12 protein-coding genes and 2 pseudogenes are annotated in these 19,802 nt (G+C 48.7%); 7 read left to right on the top strand and 7 right to left on the bottom strand.

The annotated features are described in order from the left end of the window. Window positions 1-890 precede the first annotated feature (890 nt). The 4 genes and pseudogenes from Q5Y71_RS14590 to Q5Y71_RS14575 all read left to right on the top strand — a co-directional run bounded on the left by Q5Y71_RS14590 (window position 891) and on the right by Q5Y71_RS14575 (window position 7,832). Window positions 891-3,209, top strand: a complete 2,319-nt coding sequence (locus Q5Y71_RS14590) for a X2-like carbohydrate binding domain-containing protein (RefSeq protein ID WP_306042838.1) — start codon at window positions 891-893, stop codon at window positions 3,207-3,209. A 148-nt stretch (window positions 3,210-3,357) separates the two neighbouring features. Then, window positions 3,358-3,537, top strand: a pseudogene (locus tag Q5Y71_RS14585) (IS30 family transposase); the annotation flags it as partial. Between the two features lie 143 nt (window positions 3,538-3,680). After that, window positions 3,681-5,243, top strand: coding sequence for a S8 family serine peptidase (locus Q5Y71_RS14580; protein WP_306042837.1), 1,563 nt, complete (start codon window positions 3,681-3,683; stop codon window positions 5,241-5,243). A 774-nt stretch (window positions 5,244-6,017) separates the two neighbouring features. Further along, window positions 6,018-7,832 carry an ABC transporter transmembrane domain-containing protein gene (locus tag Q5Y71_RS14575; RefSeq protein ID WP_306042836.1) on the top strand — a complete coding sequence of 605 codons (1,815 nt, stop codon included), beginning with the start codon at window positions 6,018-6,020 and terminating at the stop codon, window positions 7,830-7,832. A gap of 256 nt (window positions 7,833-8,088) precedes the next feature. Here Q5Y71_RS14575 and Q5Y71_RS14570 read toward each other — a convergent pair whose 3' ends face one another. Next, on the bottom strand, window positions 8,089-8,658 hold the full coding sequence (locus Q5Y71_RS14570) for a hypothetical protein (protein WP_306042835.1): 570 nt from the start codon (window positions 8,656-8,658) through the stop codon (window positions 8,089-8,091). A 291-nt stretch (window positions 8,659-8,949) separates the two neighbouring features. Between Q5Y71_RS14570 and Q5Y71_RS14565 the strand changes: the two genes are divergently transcribed. Continuing rightward, window positions 8,950-9,255: a hypothetical protein gene (locus Q5Y71_RS14565; protein ID WP_306042834.1), complete on the top strand. Its 306-nt coding sequence runs from the start codon at window positions 8,950-8,952 to the stop codon at window positions 9,253-9,255. A 134-nt stretch (window positions 9,256-9,389) separates the two neighbouring features. Here Q5Y71_RS14565 and Q5Y71_RS14560 read toward each other — a convergent pair whose 3' ends face one another. Both Q5Y71_RS14560 and Q5Y71_RS14555 read right to left on the bottom strand, forming a co-directional pair. Continuing rightward, window positions 9,390-10,046: a hypothetical protein gene (locus Q5Y71_RS14560; protein WP_306042833.1), complete on the bottom strand. Its 657-nt coding sequence runs from the start codon at window positions 10,044-10,046 to the stop codon at window positions 9,390-9,392. A 342-nt stretch (window positions 10,047-10,388) separates the two neighbouring features. After that, window positions 10,389-11,777 (bottom strand): hypothetical protein, encoded by a 1,389-nt coding sequence (locus tag Q5Y71_RS14555; RefSeq protein ID WP_306042832.1) that lies wholly within the window; start codon window positions 11,775-11,777, stop codon window positions 10,389-10,391. A gap of 1 nt (window position 11,778) precedes the next feature. Between Q5Y71_RS14555 and Q5Y71_RS14550 the strand changes: the two are divergent. Continuing rightward, window positions 11,779-11,936 (top strand): annotated as a pseudogene (locus tag Q5Y71_RS14550) (integrase core domain-containing protein); the annotation flags it as partial. Window positions 11,937-12,519: 583 nt separating this feature from the next. Here Q5Y71_RS14550 and Q5Y71_RS14545 read toward each other — a convergent pair. The 4 genes from Q5Y71_RS14545 to Q5Y71_RS14530 form a co-directional block, all read right to left on the bottom strand. Further along, the gene (locus Q5Y71_RS14545; RefSeq protein WP_306042831.1) at window positions 12,520-13,791 is read right to left on the bottom strand and encodes a cytochrome-c peroxidase; all 1,272 of its coding nucleotides are present in this window, start codon (window positions 13,789-13,791) and stop codon (window positions 12,520-12,522) included. A gap of 8 nt (window positions 13,792-13,799) precedes the next feature. Next, entirely contained in the window at window positions 13,800-14,750 is a 951-nt protein-coding gene (locus Q5Y71_RS14540) for a FixH family protein (protein WP_306042830.1), read from the bottom strand. 123 nt (window positions 14,751-14,873) lie between these two features. Beyond that, window positions 14,874-16,205, bottom strand: coding sequence for a choice-of-anchor B family protein (locus Q5Y71_RS14535; protein ID WP_306042829.1), 1,332 nt, complete (start codon window positions 16,203-16,205; stop codon window positions 14,874-14,876). A gap of 1,053 nt (window positions 16,206-17,258) precedes the next feature. Beyond that, window positions 17,259-18,034 (bottom strand): IS5 family transposase gene (locus tag Q5Y71_RS14530; RefSeq protein WP_306042828.1). Its coding sequence is split into 2 segments (ribosomal slippage): window positions 17,259-17,719 and window positions 17,719-18,034, totalling 777 coding nucleotides; the frame shifts between segments, so codons are not numbered across the junction. Window positions 18,035-18,604: 570 nt separating this feature from the next. Here Q5Y71_RS14530 and Q5Y71_RS14525 point away from each other — a divergent pair. Continuing rightward, the gene (locus Q5Y71_RS14525; protein ID WP_306042827.1) at window positions 18,605-19,342 is read left to right on the top strand and encodes an OmpW family protein; all 738 of its coding nucleotides are present in this window, start codon (window positions 18,605-18,607) and stop codon (window positions 19,340-19,342) included. Window positions 19,343-19,802: the final 460 nt, after the last annotated feature.

The following is a 19,802-nucleotide window of genomic DNA, read 5'->3' as shown; positions in this document are numbered from 1 at the left end:
GTTTCTGTCAGGTTCGCCGCTCACATAAAGATAAAAAGCCAACCGCACCAAACGCTAAGCCCTATTACCCCTCAATTCGACAAGGTATTCGCGCAGCCGCCTCTGCGCAACAGCCGCAAAACCTTCTGCCCTTTGCCGGCGCGGCGCGGCGCGGCTAAATATACTCAAAGGGCTCCCCTTTCAGCTGGATCACTACCTGGAACTCATTGACTGGAGTGGGCGGCATTTAGATGCCAAAAAACGCGGCGCTATTGCCGCCGATACCCCACCCATCCTACAGCGCTTGGGTATTTCCCCCAAACACGGGTTCTAGCCCAACCGTAACTTCGAAAGCTGCTTCAAGCGTTTAGTCGGCGCAGCAGAGAAAATCCGGCAGGTCTGCACTGAGCAGCATAAACGCTGGGTACATAGCTTGCGAGACTGTAAATTCTGCCTTCCCACCAGTATCTGAATCGATTACAAACAGCGATTAAACGGGTACCCGTACCAATTGCGATTTCCTCATGCTTGAATTTTAGACAGTTGTGTAAATCAACGTCAGGAACTAATCGGTTATACCTTTCTTAACTGTCTAATAAGCCTGTCGAGGAGAAAAAACAGCCTCAAGTCCGACCCGCTCAATTTGTGGGCGTCTATAATTGTCGGACGATACCCGATAGCAGTCCGAAACTCTTACGGCTGGGCATCGCCGTCCGTCAGGATGGGGAAGATGTCAATTTTTTTATCCAAATAGAATATATCCGTTTAATATATTCAAAGCGTTTGAAATTTAGGTATTGATAATCCTGTTCAGCACATATTTTGAGTGACTTTTTCATTCTCGAAACCTAATCCTCGAAGGTATATGGGTATATACACTACCATTATCTGCTAAATTTTGGATAATAGCTATGATTAAAAATACTATAAGTCTTTCTTGGAAGCGCACTTCCATCCTATCCACTGCTCTTTTAACTTTACTAGTAGCGCGTAACGCAGCGAGTGAAAATAATGGGATTGATCCAAGAATTCGCCCTAATCATTTAATTGAGGTGACATCGAGCAATAAAGACCTGGATGAGTCTATTTCTGAGTCCATAAGGTATATTTATGACAGCCTCGTTGTTGGCCCAAGGCAATATCCGACGACTGAAATCGATAATCGAATTACTCGTTTCAGAGAGTACGGCACACCTGCTATTTCGTCATTTTGGGGAAGCTACCATGGTGCCCCGAGCCCGACTGCACAAGGATACCGTGAAAATTTTTGCCTGAGAGATATAGCCCACCAGGTAGAAGGAGGGTCTATCTTAAGTTTGAATGAAGAAAACCATAAAATGCTTTCTCAATTCGCACTCGATGCGTTGAAAGATACACGCATAGACATCAACGCGGTTGACCCGGCAGATCCTGAAGCGACGGCAAGAAATAAAAGCTATTGGACGAAATACTGGACGCTTTGGTCCTATAATTTTTACGGTTTCCCCTACTATATGGATTCAGGATTTCAGGAACTGCCTGCGCCCTATGAACTTTTGGAAAAAATCTACACCATGTACGAGTACACAGGTGATCCAAGATGGGTTTCTGATGTATTTGTCAATTATGGCCGAACTCTCCATAATGAATTTTCTGATATTTATGATTTTAATGGCAATGGAATCGCCGATAACCGAAGCCATGAAGGCATACTGCCCACGTTGTGGGAATTTGAAGGAGACAGCCATTTAACGAAAGATGATATGGTTTATAACATGAATACAGCGCCTTACACCTTAACGATTAAGAAGGAATATTTTAATAAATTGGGTGTTCAGGATGTATCGTTAAAGATACGCTTTAGAAATGGCAAAGATAACTTTGTGCACGTTAAGATAAACAACCTTTTAAGAGCCGATGGCACAGCACCTTTACTCGATCATGACTACCTGCGAATTAACACCAGAGACCCCATTGCCAACCAGACGATAAAACTCAACCTTCCAGCAGGGGTTACACTTCAATCCATTACCGACGGCAAACTGCCTTTAATAGATGAAAAAGACTACACCGTCAGTAATAATGAGGTGACGCTTAAGGCCAATTACTTTAAAGACATTAAAAACAATAAATCCAATAGAATAAAGTCCTCTTTTGAGTTTAAGTTTTCAAATGGTACTGAAAATCGTTTAGTGATTGATATGACAGATGTCAGATACCCATCTTATTTCGACCAGCACGAGTTTACCCTTGACTGGAACAACCTTCAGGACGTTGTTATCAGAGTTGATTTATCAGGAACTGGCGGAAATCACGAACTTTATCGCATTGAAAACAGTATGAGGCGGGTAGCCGAAGCAGGCGATACATTGGGTGTTCAATACCAGTCTTTACTGGCGATGGAAGGCATATTGAGAGCAAGAGCAAACCTTGACCCCAATCAGGCAAGCGCACTCAATGCTGAGGCAGATACGTATAAAACCCGAGCAGCGACCACGTTAAATCTTTTTCGATCCCAATGGTACAACGACAATTTAAAAACCTATGCCAGAGCATTCGACGGTCACGGTAATGCAATTTACGGATGGGGGCATGAGAACAGCTATTTTATGCCATTAAAAGAACTGTTGGAACCTGGCAAAAAGGCAGATGACTATTTACAATTTATTCACGAGAAAGTGTTGACAAGGGGGCTTAACGAAGAAGCCATTACATATCTTCCAGAAGTCTTCTATAACTACGGTAAAAACGAAGAAGCTTGGCACTGGATGCAGAGAAATCTATCACGCTTTTACAGCAACCAGTCAGAAGAACAGAAGCAAAGAACCTACCCTGAAATTGCCTTTACCAACGTCTCTAATATTATCTCTTACATGATGGGCTATAAACCCAAAGTTTATAAAAATACCATCGAAACCTTGTCAAGATTACCTCTCGAATTAGACTATGTTCAGGTTAATAATTTACCTGTTGGCCAAAGCATAATGGATGTCACAGACTATAACCGAACCATTGATAACCTCGTCAATCTTCGCCATCAAGGGACCCATACATCAACCCTCACAAACCAACAAAACTCAACGCAAACATTAACTTGGAAAGCTCAGTTTGAAGGTTCTCATAAAACTCTGTACATAAATGGCGCAGCAAGGACTGCTTCAGCTGCCAGTATTAATGGGGTTCCAATCTCCTATGTCGAAGTGAAGGTTCCAGCAGGCAAGTCTAAAACTATAACGACAATAGCTCCTTAATAGTAAATCCCATTTGAGAGGAACAGAACACAGTCGTTTAAGCTATCCTCCTCGCAGGAAGATGGCCTTTGACTTAAGACAAAAGGTATACAAATCGAAGTTCAAGACCAAAGCGGATCGGAGATATGCACTTCAAGGTTGAATCCGCGATACTAATGGCTTGCTGCGTCAATATTTACCGAAAGGTACAGACTTGAAAAAAGTGACACAGCTGGAGGTGAGAAGAGCAGTGATGGATCGACTTAACAACCGTCCGAGAAAGACGAGGGGCTGTCGATCACCAAACGAACTATTTATGGGACAGCGAGCAGATTTGCTTGCCGCGTAATGAAATTGCAGTTATTACTTGAAACCGCGAACCCTTAATTGAGGATGAAAACTATCTAGCCTGGATCCTGTTCAAAAAAGGCATGTAAAAATTCAGATGTATAAAGCCCATTTAATTAACTATTACAAGGAAGAACTAAACCAATGTTCCAGATCAATATAAGAAAGTATAAATTTTTAACCGGCCTAGCTGCGCTATTGGTTTTTCTATCATCGAGTCTGACAGCGCAAACCAACTCAAACATACTCTCACACAAAATACAAAATTTTTTATCCACAGAAAAAGCGCAACAGCAAGTTTCGGCCTTTATTTATTTTAAAGATAAAGGAGACAATCTCGATGCAAAACTGTTAGCAGCAAAACAGTCTCTTTCATCGCGCGCTTTACAACGTCGGATTGTCAATCGTGGCGTCGATAACCTGGTCGACTTGACCGATATACCGATCAATCCTGAGTACCTTGATTCGGTCAAGGCTAAAGTGGGTAAAATAAGACATCAGTTAAAAGCGCTTAATGCCGTCTCCGTAGAAACCACACCGATAGTGCTAGCGCAATTATCCAAACTGAAATTCATTAAGAAAATCACCTTGGTGAAATCGATCAAGCGTAAACCCAATCCAGTTAGCTCGCGGCAACCACTTAAAGACATGCAGCAGCCACTGCCGACGCAACCTGGGGTAGCTACTTTGTTAGATTATGGCAATTCTTTTACCCAGAATAATCAAATCAACGTACCCCCTGTTCACGATATGGGCTATAACGGTAGCGGAGTCATCGTGGCTATTTTTGATTCAGGCTTCAATCGATTAACCCATGAAACGTTTAATCAAATGTATATCGCCGGCACCTGGGATTTTGTCAACGGTGACACGGATGTGGGTGACGGCGGCATGGGCAACGGTAGTCATGGTACCAACACTCTCAGCACCATCGGTGGTTATAGCCCAGGCAATTTAATCGGCCCGGCGTACGGCGCGACGTATTATTTAGCCAAAACCGAAAATACCGAATCAGAATTACACGTCGAAGAAGATAACTGGTGCGCAGCGGCTGAGTGGGCAGATACAAACGGTGCGCAAATTATTACCAGCTCCTTAGGTTACAATGACTTTGACTCCGGCGGCGACTATTCTCCGTCGGATATGGACGGTGACACCGCCATCGTTACAATTTGTGCCGACCTCGCAGCAGAAAAAGGTATCGTGGTAATTAATTCTACAGGTAATAGTGGAAACTCAAGCCAAAATACCTTAGGTGCGCCTTCCGACGGTCATTTTGTCCTGGCGGTTGGCGCGGTGACTTCGTCAGGTTCGCGTTCATTCTTTAGCTCGGTCGGGTTATCGGCTGACGGTCGAATCAAACCGGACGTTATGGCGATGGGTTCAAGCGTGCGCGTCGCCAGTTCAAGCTCAAATACCCGCTATTCGTATGCCAACGGTACGTCTTTTTCTTGCCCATTAACTGCGGGAGTCGCTGCGTTATTACTCCAGTCCAACCCCAATCTTAGCGCGTCTCAAGTTCGGGATATTCTACGCAATACTGCCGATAATACGGCATCCCCAAACCGGTTCTACGGGTACGGCATTATTAACGCGTTGGCAGCGGTACAAGCTGCGGCAAGCGCGGAAATACCTGTCAGCTTCACCCACACAACTGACGCCTTAACCGCAAGCGCAGTTGCTAAGCAATCCCCGGAAAAATTCTAGGCCCATTAGGCTAGACCAACAGTTGATAGCAAGCCAAATAAAAAGGCCAAGCTTTTGGCCAAGCTTGAGGGATACCGGAAAGGCAGTCACCAGATGCCTTTCTTTGCCCTAAACCAGGAGCTTGCTGGAAAACGTATCCTATTGCCTCTGGAGAACACCGGCTGAATCAGGCTGGGTTTGCCGGAGGCAATTTGATTGGACTTATACCGCTTGAGCAGGCTCGACTTGCTGATACGCTGGGTACATAGCTTGGGAAACTGTAAAATCCATCTTTCCGCCAGTAGCTGAATCGATTACAAACCGCTATTAAGCGGGTATCCGTACCAATTGCGACCTCCTTATGCTTCAATTTTAGACAGCTGAGTCAATCAACCTCAGAAGCTAATCGGATATACCTTCTTAACGGTCTACAGGCCTGTCGAGGAGAAAAAAACAGCCCTAAGGCCGACTCTCTCAATTTGTGAGCGTCTATGATTGATTCTTCTCCAACGCCACCAGACGCTTGCCCCCTCCACGGCAAAGCCCAGCGACATTGCCTGACCCAGCCCTCTACTGTCGCCTGTAACTATGACGACCCTGCCTTCAAACTGCCCTGTCATGCGGCGTGCCCCCTCTGGAGCGGGCCTGGGATATCAGTTCAGTGCATACCAGGCGAATATCCATAGCCGAGCGAAATCATTACACTAACACCCCCCAACCGGCAGTGACCACAGCAGTGATGAAGCCCCAATCAGTCCAAACTATTGATCTGCCACGGACACGGAGATACCCATTGTGAGCGAAGGCAAGGCTCAAGGCGTCGGCTCGCTGCGTCCGATATTCGGTTTTCTCGCCCACTACAAACTGCGCGTTGTGGCTGCCATCGCTGCCCTCCTCTTCACTGCCGGCGCGACGCTCTCTATGGGTAGGGGCGTGCAAGTACTCATCGACAACGGCTTTAACGGTGACTCCAGCGCCGACTTGAAGAGCGCCATTACCTTGCTGATTATGCTCGCAACAGCGATGGCTGTGGGCACTTTTATCCGGTTTTACCTTGTGTCCTGGCTGGGAGAGCGAGTGAGTGCCGATATTCGCAAAGCCGTCTTCGATAACCTCGTCCGGTTACATCCGGGCTACTTCGAGACGAATCGCTCGGGCGAAATCATGTCTCGGCTGACCACCGACACCACCTTACTGCAAACCATTATTGGCTCCTCTTTTAGCATGGCCTTGCGCAGCAGCCTCACCACAACAGGGGCGCTGGTGATGATGTTTATCACGAATCTCAAGCTCAGCCTCATTATCACCGTCGGGGTACCGCTGATTTTGCTACCGATCCTCGTGTTTGGCCGCCGGGTTAAGAAACTCTCTAACGAAAGCCAGGACAGTATCGCAAGTGTCGGTAGCTATGCAGGGGAAGTGATTCAGCATATTCGCGTGGTGCAAAGCTACACCCGGGAGAACTTCGAAAGCAGCGCGTTTTCGCGCGAAGTTGAAATCGCCTTTGCCATTGCACGACGACGCATCTGGCAGCGCTCACTGCTCATCTGCGCAGCAATCTTACTGCTATTTATTGGCATGTCTGGCATGCTTTGGGAAGGAGGGCAGGATGTGCTGAGCGGACGCATGAGTGGTGGCGAGCTCGGCGCCTTTGCCTTCTACGCGATCATGGTTGGATCAGGCTTCGCGACAATATCCGAGGTCTGGGGTGATTTACTGCGAGCCGCAGGCGCCGCCGAACGGTTAGTCGAGCTTATTGATACGCCCAGCCTCATTTCATCGCCAGAAAAATCCGCTGTTACCGCCCTCAGCAAGCAGCCCGAACTGCGCATGACCAACATCAGTTTCAGCTACCCGACCCGACTCAATCAACGCGCGCTGGACAATTTCTCCCTCACCATAGAAGCAGGCAAAAGCCTTGCACTGGTAGGCCCTTCCGGTGCGGGAAAATCCACTGTATTCGAAATGCTGCAGCGCTTTTACAACCCACAGCAGGGCCGCATTGAATTAGACGGTCACGATATTCGCACCCTCAGCCTGGAGCAGCTGCGAGAAAGCCTGGCGCTGGTACCCCAGCAGCCGGCACTGTTCACCGGCGATGTCCGCTACAACATTCGTTACGGCAAACTCGATGCCAGCGAAGAAGAGATCATTGCCGCCGCCCGTGCCGCACACGCTCACGAATTCATTAGCGCGCTGCCTGAGGGCTACCAAAGCCATCTGGGGGAACAGGGTGTTCGCCTTTCGGGTGGCCAGCGCCAACGCATTGCACTGGCCCGAGCCATCCTCAACAATCCCCCCATATTATTACTGGACGAAGCTACCAGTGCGCTGGATACCGAGAGTGAACACCAGGTTCAACTGGCACTACAGGAACTAATGCGCGGCCGCACAACTGTCATCATTGCGCACCGCCTGTCCACTATTTTGCATGCAGATAAAATTGCCGTGCTGGATCAGGGCCGGGTCATCGCCACTGGCACACATCAGGAACTGCTGCGCAACTGTGCACTCTACGCCCGTCTGGCCAATCTACAATTTCGCGAAACGAGCCTTAATGAGTCGACTGAAATTACGGCCGATCAAATTTCACGCGCAGTGCCGGATTAATACCCCTGCAACTCCGTCTCATCTAAACCCAGTACGGCGGGGTGATCAGCCCTTGACCCTAATGTACGCTTAGGTGGCGGGCATAGTACTCTTCAAACCAGGTATCTGCGGCGCTGCTGCCAAGGCGCAGGGACGCTATTGTATATAAATCGTACACTTCTGTGTCGATGGGATGCTCCAGGGCGAGCGAAAGTAGTGCGGGTACCTGTACAACGTCATCCAGCCAGGTTTTTAAAACCTGAGTGCCATCTTTTCCTCAAAAGGCTGATGGTGACTCTCCCTGGGTGAGTACATTCACCTGACTTGCCAGAAACGCAATGATGCATTGCCGGGAAGCCGGGGCGTCATCATTCCACCATTCGCTTAACTGCCTGGACACGTCCCACCCCGCACAGGCCAGTGTGGACAAGCAGGTTTCTACTTGCCGGGTATCTTCCCAGCGCCCCCACTGCCACCACGCATTGAAAAATAAAACCACTGCGTTTTGCTCAGGCTCTGACCACCTATGCCATTCTGCTTCTACAAGCTTGCCGGCGATGACCTCGCTACAATGAGCTAATGGGGCGTTCGTGGCGATAAGTTCGAGAAGCCTGGGCAGGAAATGCTTGAAGTCTTCGTCTCCACCCCAGGTGGTCATGGCTTTAATGGCATATCTGTCTAGATCATTGCTGGTAAGCTCACGGAGAGGTGCTCTACGTAGCGCTTTTTGGTCTTCCTCCGAGACACAGCAAGGGCAACCACTGATATCTGCGGAACGCGGATATCGGGCGAAGGTCGTGTAGGCATTCTCAATAGCGGCCTGTAACGCCGAAGAGGGCAACTGCATAATCTGACTCAGTAAAAAAAGGGACTGCTGGAATTCGGCTTTAAAGACAACGGTGAGCGATAGTACCAGGCCGTGGTTGAGGATTGGGGAAAATCAGCTGTCCCCTTATCAGTAAGTGGACACCTGACGATACGTAAACCCCTCCCTGTAGCTACATCGGGTAACTGCCGCCGGTATTAAGGTTCCCTGGTCGCTGGCGCAGCCAATGGGGTTTGTTGTGTAATTTGAGCAATACAAAGCGTGGCGTGCTCGGTAATCAGCTGGCTTTCGACCCCTGCTTTGTGTGCCGCGTTGTCAAAGCAGCGCTTTAAGGAATTGATATCCTCTGTTTCCTGGTCGCCTTGTGAGGCGTTTTTTGTCTCTTTCATCATATTGAAAAGCGCAATGGTGGTGATCCAGCGAGCTTCCTCGCTGGCAGACTTCCAGTCAGCCAGCGAGAGTAGCAGTTATATCGCGAATTTTTTGTGCATCATGGGATTTCTGAACCCTCTCGAAGATAAAAAACAGCAGCGAAAAAAAAAGCAAGCATACAATCAGCATACCGCAGCCATTGCGGGTTTTATCTGCATTGGTATGCTCGCCGCACTTCTGGCCTGAGCACCCAGATTTGAGCTTCTGTTTTTTACAAGCCTCACCGGAATCAGGTCTGTTTTTTGGCATATTTTATCACCTAATCGATCAGATTTTCTGGATAACAGTAAGCGCAACGCTGAATAGTTATAAGTAGCGCTTCAACTTGTTGCCCGTTTCTTCAAATCCATGCCATAGACCTTGAGCAAATACTCTGCAACCCTTCCCTGACGCATCCAGGACAATATGATCTTTTCCTGGTCGGGGTAATCCCGCCAGAAAGGGTTTTGCAGTTTGCCGCTGAAGATAGACTGCATATTCCGCTCAATAAAACTGTACAAAGCCTGGGCGTGTTCTGGTTGCTCCAGTTGTTGCAAATAGAAACTGAGATCATTTTCTATATGGGAGATCGCACATAACCAGACATCTATCCCCAAAATAGTATCTCCGCCCTTCAATACGTTTACATATTTCTTTCTTGACAGGCCCTGAATAAGGTCTTTTTTTCGCTTATCCCATTGGCTGAAGTTGGCTTCAACCATAGCCCCATAGACAATCTCCGGATCTACCCATTCGAGTGCATCCTTCATAAGCAGATCGAACACCCTGGGAAACAGATACATAAAATCATCAATCGAACCAACCGTTTTAAGTGCGGAGCCGGCATAAGTTGCGATTTCATCCGGGGTGATATCCACCAGCCTTTTTGTGGCAAGCACCTTTAACTGTTTTTCACTAATACAGTACTCACAACTACGTATGGTCCGCGGCGGTTGAAACTCTGAAAAAGCGCGATAAAGAGCTACAGATTCATTCATAGGGTTTCCAAATTACCAACCAGGTGCAGTACCGGTAACAAAGTACAGGGTTTGACCCTGAAAATAAATCACTTGACAAAAAATCGTCAAGCGGCTTTTCATGCATTGGATAGCGCACACTGATGGGAATAAATACGATCCAAGCGTAAGATCGGGCGCTGGGTTCTACCCATCAGGCCCGCTGGTCAGGCCGGCGCGGACCATTTTAAGCGGGGCTACCAATAGTATCGGGACGCCCCACTGGCAATAAACCCAATAAAATAGCCACTGCAGTCCCCCAATTCGCCGCGGCAAAAACACAACCGGGCCGCTGATGCGGCCCGGTAAAGGTCAAACTTACTATCAGGAATCTTGACACTTCTCATCATCAGGCGAGTTTACGCACAAATCATAGGAACATCTGAACCGCCAGGTCTTGGTAATGCCACCAGTGTTACCTCCGGGGGCCGGCACATTGACCTCAATCCTCACGAAACCAGAACCATTCCGCTCGGCATTATCAGGAGCAGTAACTGTAATCGGGAAGAGACTGGGACCAAATGCACTGCTATTGGCAACCGCATTGTCCTCTGGCTCCACGACACAATAGTCTGATTTAGTCTTAATCGTCGTACCCAGGGGCAAGCGTCCGTTGTACACGTCAGAAAGATAGAAATAACGTGTACCGGAATCGCTCCTTGAAATATCGATGTCTGAGCTAAGGCGGGCACTGATGCCGACACCTTCAAAGATCCCTGCGTACGGGGTTTCTCCCGCTACCAGAACCGTCACCTGCTGACGCACATGCACCAGTTCCTTGGAGCAGGCAGCCGCTGCTTCGGCAGTGTCTGAACAGAGAATGCCATTATAAATACCATTGCCTTGGTCGTAGGCATCATTTTCAATCAAAGGCACAGGAATATCTTCGTCACCCGCTACTTCGGGGCAGTCAGGATGGCAACTCCCCACTTCGTTGGGGTTACCAAACGCCCCATCTTCGTTGGTGTCCAGAAACGCTTCTGGCAAATCAACGAAAACTTCTCCGGTGTCATACAGCCCGTTACCATTTGCATCATTATAGCTTTCCTGCCCCAGCGTATATGCCAGAATCGAAGAGCGCGCACCATAGGGCTGCCCCAGACTAGCCGGACAGGAGACACCTCTGGGTACCCCTGGCACACTACAATCCGTATTGAAAATGGTTCGAAGTGAAGCCACATTACCATCGTCATCAAGGAAGGTGTAGGCCAGCGGTTTCCGGGGATCCTGGCTCGTCCAGTTCACGGAACAATCACCACCAACAGTCGTACAGGACCCCTCTATGCGTCCGTACTCGGTCTTAAATGTGATTGCGGTGCCATCGAGAATGGGGTTATTGAAAGAATCGGCAGCTTTAACATTGATTGTCGAAGTTACGCCGTCCACGCTGTCGCCACCGGTATTCAGAACCGTGGCAGACACAGAAAATGAATCCTGGTCCGGTATGCCTGTAGATACCACCAACTCATCAGACACAGTAGCAACAATCTCCAGACTGCCCGGTACAAACTGCCCATTGTTAAAATAACCCAGCTGTAAAGCAGGCTCTACGATAGTAAATCTCAGAGGCGAGAAAGGCGCCTGATTGGTACTGGCGGTATCGTAGGTAACAACAATCTCTCCGGTACTGCCAATATCCTGCCCTTCAACATCCAGCTCGATCAGTGCAACACCACTCTCATTGGTCAGTACTTGTCCACTCTCGGGTGTCAAGCTACCCAGTGAAATATTCTATACGTTACAAGAGGCGGAAATTATTATTGAGGAGTGGAGGAAGCACTACAACACCAAGCGGCCACACAGTGCGTGGGCTACAGCCCACCGGCCCCGGAAACCACCGTGGAGAAAGTGCCACGGCCCACTATACACTAACATTTAAACTGGACCACCTCGGTGGGGCTGATCAAAACCACAAGCCCAACAGACGCAATCGCGCACTATCCTGAAACAGTGCCTTAAATTCAAGTCTTTTTGACTTACTCCCGGAATTTAGCATCATAAGCGCAATGAGATTTCCAGTTCAGTTATCCCAATAACGATCCCAACCTGAAGAAACGCAACACTGAAGAAAAAATCACCAGAGCCATGAAGAAGCGCGAGGCTCAAACCAAGCGCCTCAGGAAACTGGTGACTTCTCACAGGATCCGTCAGAATCCACTCAGTGAGCCCGGCGCTTGCAAGAATGAACCACGATCGCGTTGTCACCAAGGGTGATCAAGCATTCAGAAAGGGACTGTGAGAGCGGGCGATCCGGCACAAAGGTGCGGGTTACCCTATATTGTACGGTTTACTCAACTCCAAAGGTCTCGTTATCAACCACCGTATTGAAGCCTTGGAAGGCTTGCACCTGAGAAAGCGAAAGAGAAACATACTCGAGCGGCCCCGACAGCCACCGGCAGTGAGCAAACACACCAGCAAAGCTGGCCAGGCCTAGCTGGCACCAGGGTGCATCGGTTTAGGGTGCGCGCCACAGTGGATCGTTCAATGGCATGGGTGACGACAAGGTTTCCAAAAAGGCGATAAGCTGTGTTATCTGTGTTTCATCCAGCCCCAGGGGTAATATATCAAAGTGGGGCCGGCTCGGATGCTGCTTGCGGTCATAGTAGGGTGGTGTTGGGCGATTGTAGTGTGCCAGCACCTCTTCCAGGGTAGAGAATTGCCCTGCGTGCATATAAGGACCAGTGTGGGCAACATTGCGCAACGTTGGTGTTTTAAATGCGCCCACCAGTTCCCGACCCTGCTTCTTTAAAAAGCGCATTTCCTCGCAGTCATCCACGCCGGCGTCACTTTGTGCAGAGAGACAGGTAAAGGCGTCGTGCTGTAAGAGCTCTACGCCGGCATAGCGCCCCAGATCCACATTTTCCGGGTCGGCTTCCGGTGCGCCGATATTGTGGAACTCGTAGTTGGTAAACAGGGGGCCATTGTGGCAACTGGCACAGTTGGCGCGCCCCATAAACAGGCGCATCCCGGCCACTTCATCTGCACTCATCAAGCTGGCCAGCAATCGATCATTCCTGTTATCCCGCTGCAGCTGATCCACAAAGCGATCAAAGCGTGCAGGGTGCAGTTTCAATTTTCGCTGGTAGGCCATAATGGCCTTGCCCACTTGACTCACAATGCGATTGACTGCCGCTTTTTGCCTGGTTGTCAGCCTTGGGGTTCTCTTGCGTTTGTTGAGAACGGTTTTCAGGCGCGCCCAATCTGCTCGATTCGAAAAAAGCTGGTCAAAATCTTGCCGATAGTGCTGCCGGATAATGCGCACCAGGCCGAGGCGGTCCAGCCCGTGTTCATTACTATCCTGCAAGGGCCCCAGTGCCTGGGACCAAAGGCTGTCTTTGCGACCATCCCAGAACAACCATGGGCTGTGCGTGGCGCCGAGTATGGTGGGCGCATTGCGCCTGGTGGTGCCCAGCGCACGGGACCGGGGCAGCCCGTCGGTAAAATACTTGTGCGGCTGGTGGCAGCTGGCACAGGCCACCTGACCATTGACGCTCAGGCGTGTATCGAAAAACAGCCGTTGGCCGAGGGCAGCTGCGCGCGGGTTATCGGCCACAAGGTTATCGGGTGCTGCCGGCAGTGGTGGCAGTGCAGCAAGGGTAAAGCGTTTGAGAAATGCAATATCTGCGCTGGTGAAGCGATACGTTTCGCCGGCCGATTCCAGTTTCGGAGTGCCGCTGAGTAAAAAAAAGAACAGCAACTGAGAAAAAAGTAGTAGTAATCTTGTCACGGTAACGCCTATAGGCGGATATTAAAGGTAACCGCATCATCCTGCTGATTGACACGAATATGAAATGTCATCACCCACCAGCCGGGCATCTGGAACTTGACGCCCTGTACCCGGTATATCCCCGGCGCCATCTCCTCTGTGACACGGGGTTGTGTTGGCAACCCATGTACATGTCCCGGCATATGCCCTTCAATTGAAATCTCGGCGCCACGCAAAGGCTGGCCATTCAGTTGCGACAGGATCAGTCGCCATTGGTGAATCTGGTTGAGCGGTACCAGCGTGGTAGCTGTTTCCGGCTCTATATGGGCAAAGACACTGAGCTTGCGGGAAATCCGGAAGCTGCTGAGGTTCAGCTCGCCGGGAATATTCTGTCCACTGAGTGCGGGTATCTCCAGGCTCATGTCCGCTGTTGGGGCTCTTGCCTTCGTAGCAACAGCCATATTCATTTTTCCCAGATGAACACTGCGAATATTGGAGTTGTGCCCTGTGATGTAGCTGTCACTGTCGGCCCCGCGTATCCTGTCGGTTAAACGGATATGAGGCCGCCAAATCTGTATAAAGGCCTTCTCCAACAGCGTGAGCGCATGCCCGCGCTGATCCAATGCCTGATTGCGCAAACGGCTGACTTGCTCCTGCCACAGGGGAATTTCTTCGGCCACAAGATGCATTGTGTGTTTAAGCAGTGGCTGATCCCTGCCCTGCGGGAGCGCATGCCATTGCCGCCGCAATTGATTCAAGGATTTACGCAGTCGGTTACTGTGAAGGCTCAGAGATACGGATTCGGCTTGTGCTGCCTCGGCGTTGTGTAATAATTGCTCTCCAATATGAAGCATCGTCTGGCTACTTGCAGCGGGTGTGCCTATTTCGAGGGGTGTATTGCTCTCAATGGCTTTAGCCATCAAGGAAAAAAATAGACACATCGCAATATAGCCGTGCAGGCAGATCACTTTTGCTCGCATCTGAATTTTCCAAAAATTTGAAATTCTCCGGATAGCACGGGCCTCTGACCGGCTGGAAACCAGAGAAGGTATAGCAACCTGTGCGCAGTGCACACAGGTGCGTTGACTGTTTGCGGCGTATGATTATTGTGAATTCAACACCAGTTGGTTTTGAATTGCATTCCAATTCGGGCGTACGACATACAGACCGTTACCGATATCGCTGACAATGATATTGCCACTGGAGAAATAGACATAGCTACTCCAGGCGCCGGAGAACTGTGCGCTGTTTGAACCGGGAATCGTATCAAAATAGGCTACTTCCTGAAGAGTTCCCGAGGCGATGTTGGCCGCATCCAGAATGCGCAGACCCGCCCGATAATTACTCTCATACACATAACCATTGTTGGTATAGAGATTGTGATCTATGGCTCTGGTGGGCCCCACATAGCGCCCTGTTTCAACGGGCCTGTTCAGGTTGCTCACATCAAAAATATAGGAAGTGGTATTTTGACCCCGCGACGTTTCATCCTGTTCGTCATTCATGATCAAGAAGGTGTGATTGCCATCCAAAAACCATCCCTGATGGGTATATCTGGAGCCCTGATACACTGTGCGCGATAGCTGTTGTGGATTGAGCTTATCGGTCATATCCACAATGGTAATACTGTCCTCATTGTAGCCAACACAAATTTCCCGACCTACATAAAACGCGTCCGGACCGGCGTAAATAACACACTGGGCATCATGGGTATAACCATCGGATGAAAAACATCCTGCGTAGCGGGGGTTACTCGGAGTGGAAATATCCACTGTATACAGCCCGCCACTGCATTGATTGCTGCCGACGATATAAGCGTAGCCACTATCCTCGTTGATGGCGATATTGTGCGCGTTACCAAAGCCACCCATATGGGCGGTTTCACGGAGTGTCTGCCCTGGCGAGGGCAGGTTGCGCAAGGTGCGCAAATCAAAAACCTGTAGACCGTGTGTACGGTTACTGAAGCCATCGGCGACAATAAACGCGTGATCGTTATAGACCTTGATATCCCGCCAGGCGCTTGTGCCATTGTTATGGGAGGGCAGAAAACCCAGGTACACCGGTGTATCGGGCACGGTGACATCTACGAATGAAGTGCCGTTGGTCCTGCCCACTATTGCTATCTCAGCGCCAGTGAGTGGATCTGAATACCCCCAGATATCGTTTAGATTGGCGCTTCCCCCACCCATGCTTGACTTGGAGAAAAAAGCCATCAGGTCGATATTTCTGCACGGGTAGCCTCCAGCATTCCCATTCAGGCAAAATTCGACCGATTGCAAATTGGCACTCAGCTGACGTAGCTCCTGTGGCAGCCCGCCATTGTTGCTGTCATCAAATTTGTAATTGTCCGGGAACATGGCGCTGTGACCCCAGGCTATATAAGGAATGACCAACAGGACTGCGGCAGCGATATTGCATTTGAAAAATTGGAACATTGCCTGTGACTCCTTGTGTGGTTGGCGATTAAATGCAGCGTGAATGTGCAAATCAACAGCCACCCGCAAAGCAGGTGGTACAGCGAAAACCCCCAGGGGGGCACGGTTAAAGCGCCGCCAATCTCATCTGTTTCTAACGACACCTTTTATGGATTGATGCTGGCTCTACCTTAGAATCCTCTGCCTATCTAAACCAATCGCGCGCAATACGCTCCGGCTCAGAAATACCCGACGGTAAAGCTTGGCTTCACCGGGAAATACGCACGAAATATTCGAATGACTGACTTGCCTTTAAGCACCCACTGTATGCCATGCGATCCACTGCACAGGGAACCTTCACGACAAGGGGATGCTTTTTTTTATGGCACAGGCCCCGGCCAGCTCAACTCCTGCTGAGCATTAAAAATCAGGATATGGCCCGGATCTCTCTGCGTAAAATCCCAAATACCGCCTTTTTACTATTTTCTGGTATTTATGGGCAAAGACTGTGTGATACCTGCAACAATGTTGGACTCTGCCAATCTCTCATATGGTCTCCCAATAAAACTTGCCGGTTGAAGGAAAACCACATGCTCTACCCTGCACAGCGAACGGTAGAGTCAGGTCAAATCGTACTGCCAGAGGCGGTAGTTGACCTTTTTGTCAATAAGACACGCTGCATCACCAACTGCGGTAATAGGGTGGTGTGTCGTTTGTGCAAAACGTGAAAAAAGTGCCCCGCACACAAAGTGTTGATACACACCTTCATCATCAAGACAGTTTTGACAACACAACCATCAAGCGCCCGAATTAAAAATGCCTGAGGTGGTCATACGGTAATTGCCCAGCAAGTACTTTTGCCGAAGAAAAAACTGATTGGCATTTTCTGGAAGATAGCTGAGCATTTTGGCGCCGAATAGCCCCGACGGACTCTTATTTTATAAGAGTATTATTATATCATACAAAAATGACAAATTAATATTTAGTGGTGGAAACATGCGCATAATATTGTTACTGCAACACTTACAATTCCACACAACCCCAGTATTTAAATCGTTTTTATCATTGGTATTACTAGGGCCTGTCTACACTAATCAGCCTGTCAGCGATCAGTGAAAATTTGATAAAAAAGCTGAATACTGCGTCCAACTTGTCAAAGCGGCTAAAGATTCTTCTGAACCCTTTCAGTCGCCTGAAAAGGCGCTCAACTTCGTTTCTCTTCTTGTATATTTCGTGATCGTACTCCCATGGATTGATGCGATTAACCTTAGGAGGAACAACAGGAATCATGCCCAAGTCCAATACCAACTGTCGTGTTTCATCGCATTCATAGGCTATGTCCATTAGAACTTTAGCGCCTTCCCACCCACAGTTTTCTAAGGTTTCCAGAAGACTTCGGCCTTCTGGTGCATCCCCGGATTGACCGGGTGAGAGTGCAAAGGTTACAGCCGTTTTATCATCAGCAGCTACCATGTGAATTTTAGTTGTCCATCCGGCTCTTGATTTTCCAATGGATTGTGGACCGTTTTTTTTAATGCTCCTGTACCATCTGGACGTACTTTTACCGCAGTGCTATCGAGTGAAATAGTGTCAACTTGGATGTTAACGACATCTGCATCTTGCAGAACACCAAAAACATGGTCTAAAACCCCTTTCTTGGCCCAGCGATTAGCTCGCATGTAAATGCTGTACCACTTGCCGAATCGTTCAGGAAGGCCTCGCCATTTACAGCCGTACTCGGCGACATACAATATGGCATTAATTATCTGTATATTAGGGATTTTTACATTGCCTCTTTGAACGGGAAGCAGGTGCTCAATAATTTTGAACTGTGATTTTGAAATTTTCATTCGCAGAGTTTATCATGTTTAGTGTAGACAGGCCCTAGAAACCTTGAGCACGTGATCCTTTACCTCAGTTTAAACAGATCCCCAAAGGGCTTGTTGCAAAGGCTTCCATACGTGCAAAACAGATAGGGAAATAAGAGCCCTCTCTTCAGAGGAGAATATGGCATCAATGGCTTAAGTTGAGTGCACAGAGAACGAAATCCCGACAATTAGTTTTAGTGACAGTAATGAATGAGGTAGCATTTTTAAATGTAGTATTCATCCAATCACAGGTATAATTTTCTCCCAGTGAAGTGCTTAACCCGTAATCGTATTTGGCGGAGAATCAAACATCACTAGCACTTTCACTGTGTTCCAGACGAAGAAAACAGAATTCGGCAATACAGACATGATCAGGTTAAAGCTGGATTGACAGTAGAAGGTTATAAAGAACCCACTTTGTATCGATACCTCCTGTCTTCCCTCAGAAAGCGCGCGATAGTTGTTACATTTTGATAAGGTGCCCTATAACTGTTGTTGACTACACCGATTGCGAATCCCCATTTGCGGATATAACCCACAGGAAAGTGAGTAATGAAAGAGTACAGTTTGGTAGCAGCATTTTGTGCCTGCGTATTCATTAGTGGACAGGCCCTGGCTGAGTATAAAAAAGGTGACTTTATTCTTCGCATCGGCGCTGCAGCCGTTGACCCCGACGACGATTCTGACAATCTGTACCTCAATAGCACCCAACTGCCTGGCACTCGAGTCTACGTTGATACCGGCTATTCCGCCAGTATTACCGGTACCTGGCTGTTCGCAGATCACTGGGGTCTGGAGCTTCTGGCGGCAGCACCGTTTAAGCACAACCTTGATGTACGCGGCTTGCCAGACCCTGTGACCGGGCAACCTCTGGGACGGGTGCGCCTGGGAGATATCAAACACCTGCCGCCAACCCTCAGCGTGCAGTGGTACCCGGTATGTACAGAATCCCCCGTGCAGCCGTATATCGGCGTCGGGGTGAACTACACCCACTTTTTGAGTGAACACATTAACAGTGCGGCCCAGCGCTATTTTGACACTGTACTCGGTGCAAAATCACGGGCAAGACTCAAACTGGATAATTCCTGGGGCCTGGCAGGGGAAATCGGAATAGATATTGCCTTTGCCCGGGAAAGCCGTTGGCAGTTGAACGCGGCCATCTGGTACCTGGATATAGACACCGATGCCACCATTCGCTTTTTCACAGATGGGTACAGAGCTTCCCGTATTAATGTGAATGTGGATATAGACCCATTCGTGTACTCACTGGGGATTGGCTACCGTTTCTGATCTTATATGCCATAAGGTTTGTATTGAGAACTATTGTAGCCGTGCCTCACGCATTCGCGCCTGGGGCCTTTATTTAACAACAGCATTCACAATTGAAGGAGCAATCACAGTTTTTGCTCTACATTTCAACAAGATAACTGATCAGAAACTATATATTAAAGAATATAAGGCAGCGTCACTTAACTGCCTACAATCCTGTTTTTCAGTAATTATTAAAGGAAACAACGGTGTCCGGCTGAAAAAGAGTTTAACGCGATAAAGTTCCAGCACTGACACGTATATTTGACCTCATAGGCGCGCGTTCAAAAGATATTTGAACTTTTTTCAGTCGGCGCGCGGTACCGTCCAGGGCTCCCGTTTCGCTGCGATACAGCAGGACAGAAAATACATAAAAAACACGAAAAAGTACTTAACATGGCTATCCAAGTGCGCGACGCGATCCCTGTATGCGTATTGATCA

Origin of the sequence: Microbulbifer sp. 2205BS26-8 (genome assembly GCF_030731025.1) — a bacterium.
GTDB classification, from domain to species: Bacteria; Pseudomonadota; Gammaproteobacteria; order Pseudomonadales; family Cellvibrionaceae; genus Microbulbifer; species Microbulbifer spongiae.
Note: the sequence above shows the minus strand (reverse complement) of the source record. Positions and strands in the feature narration are given on the sequence as shown.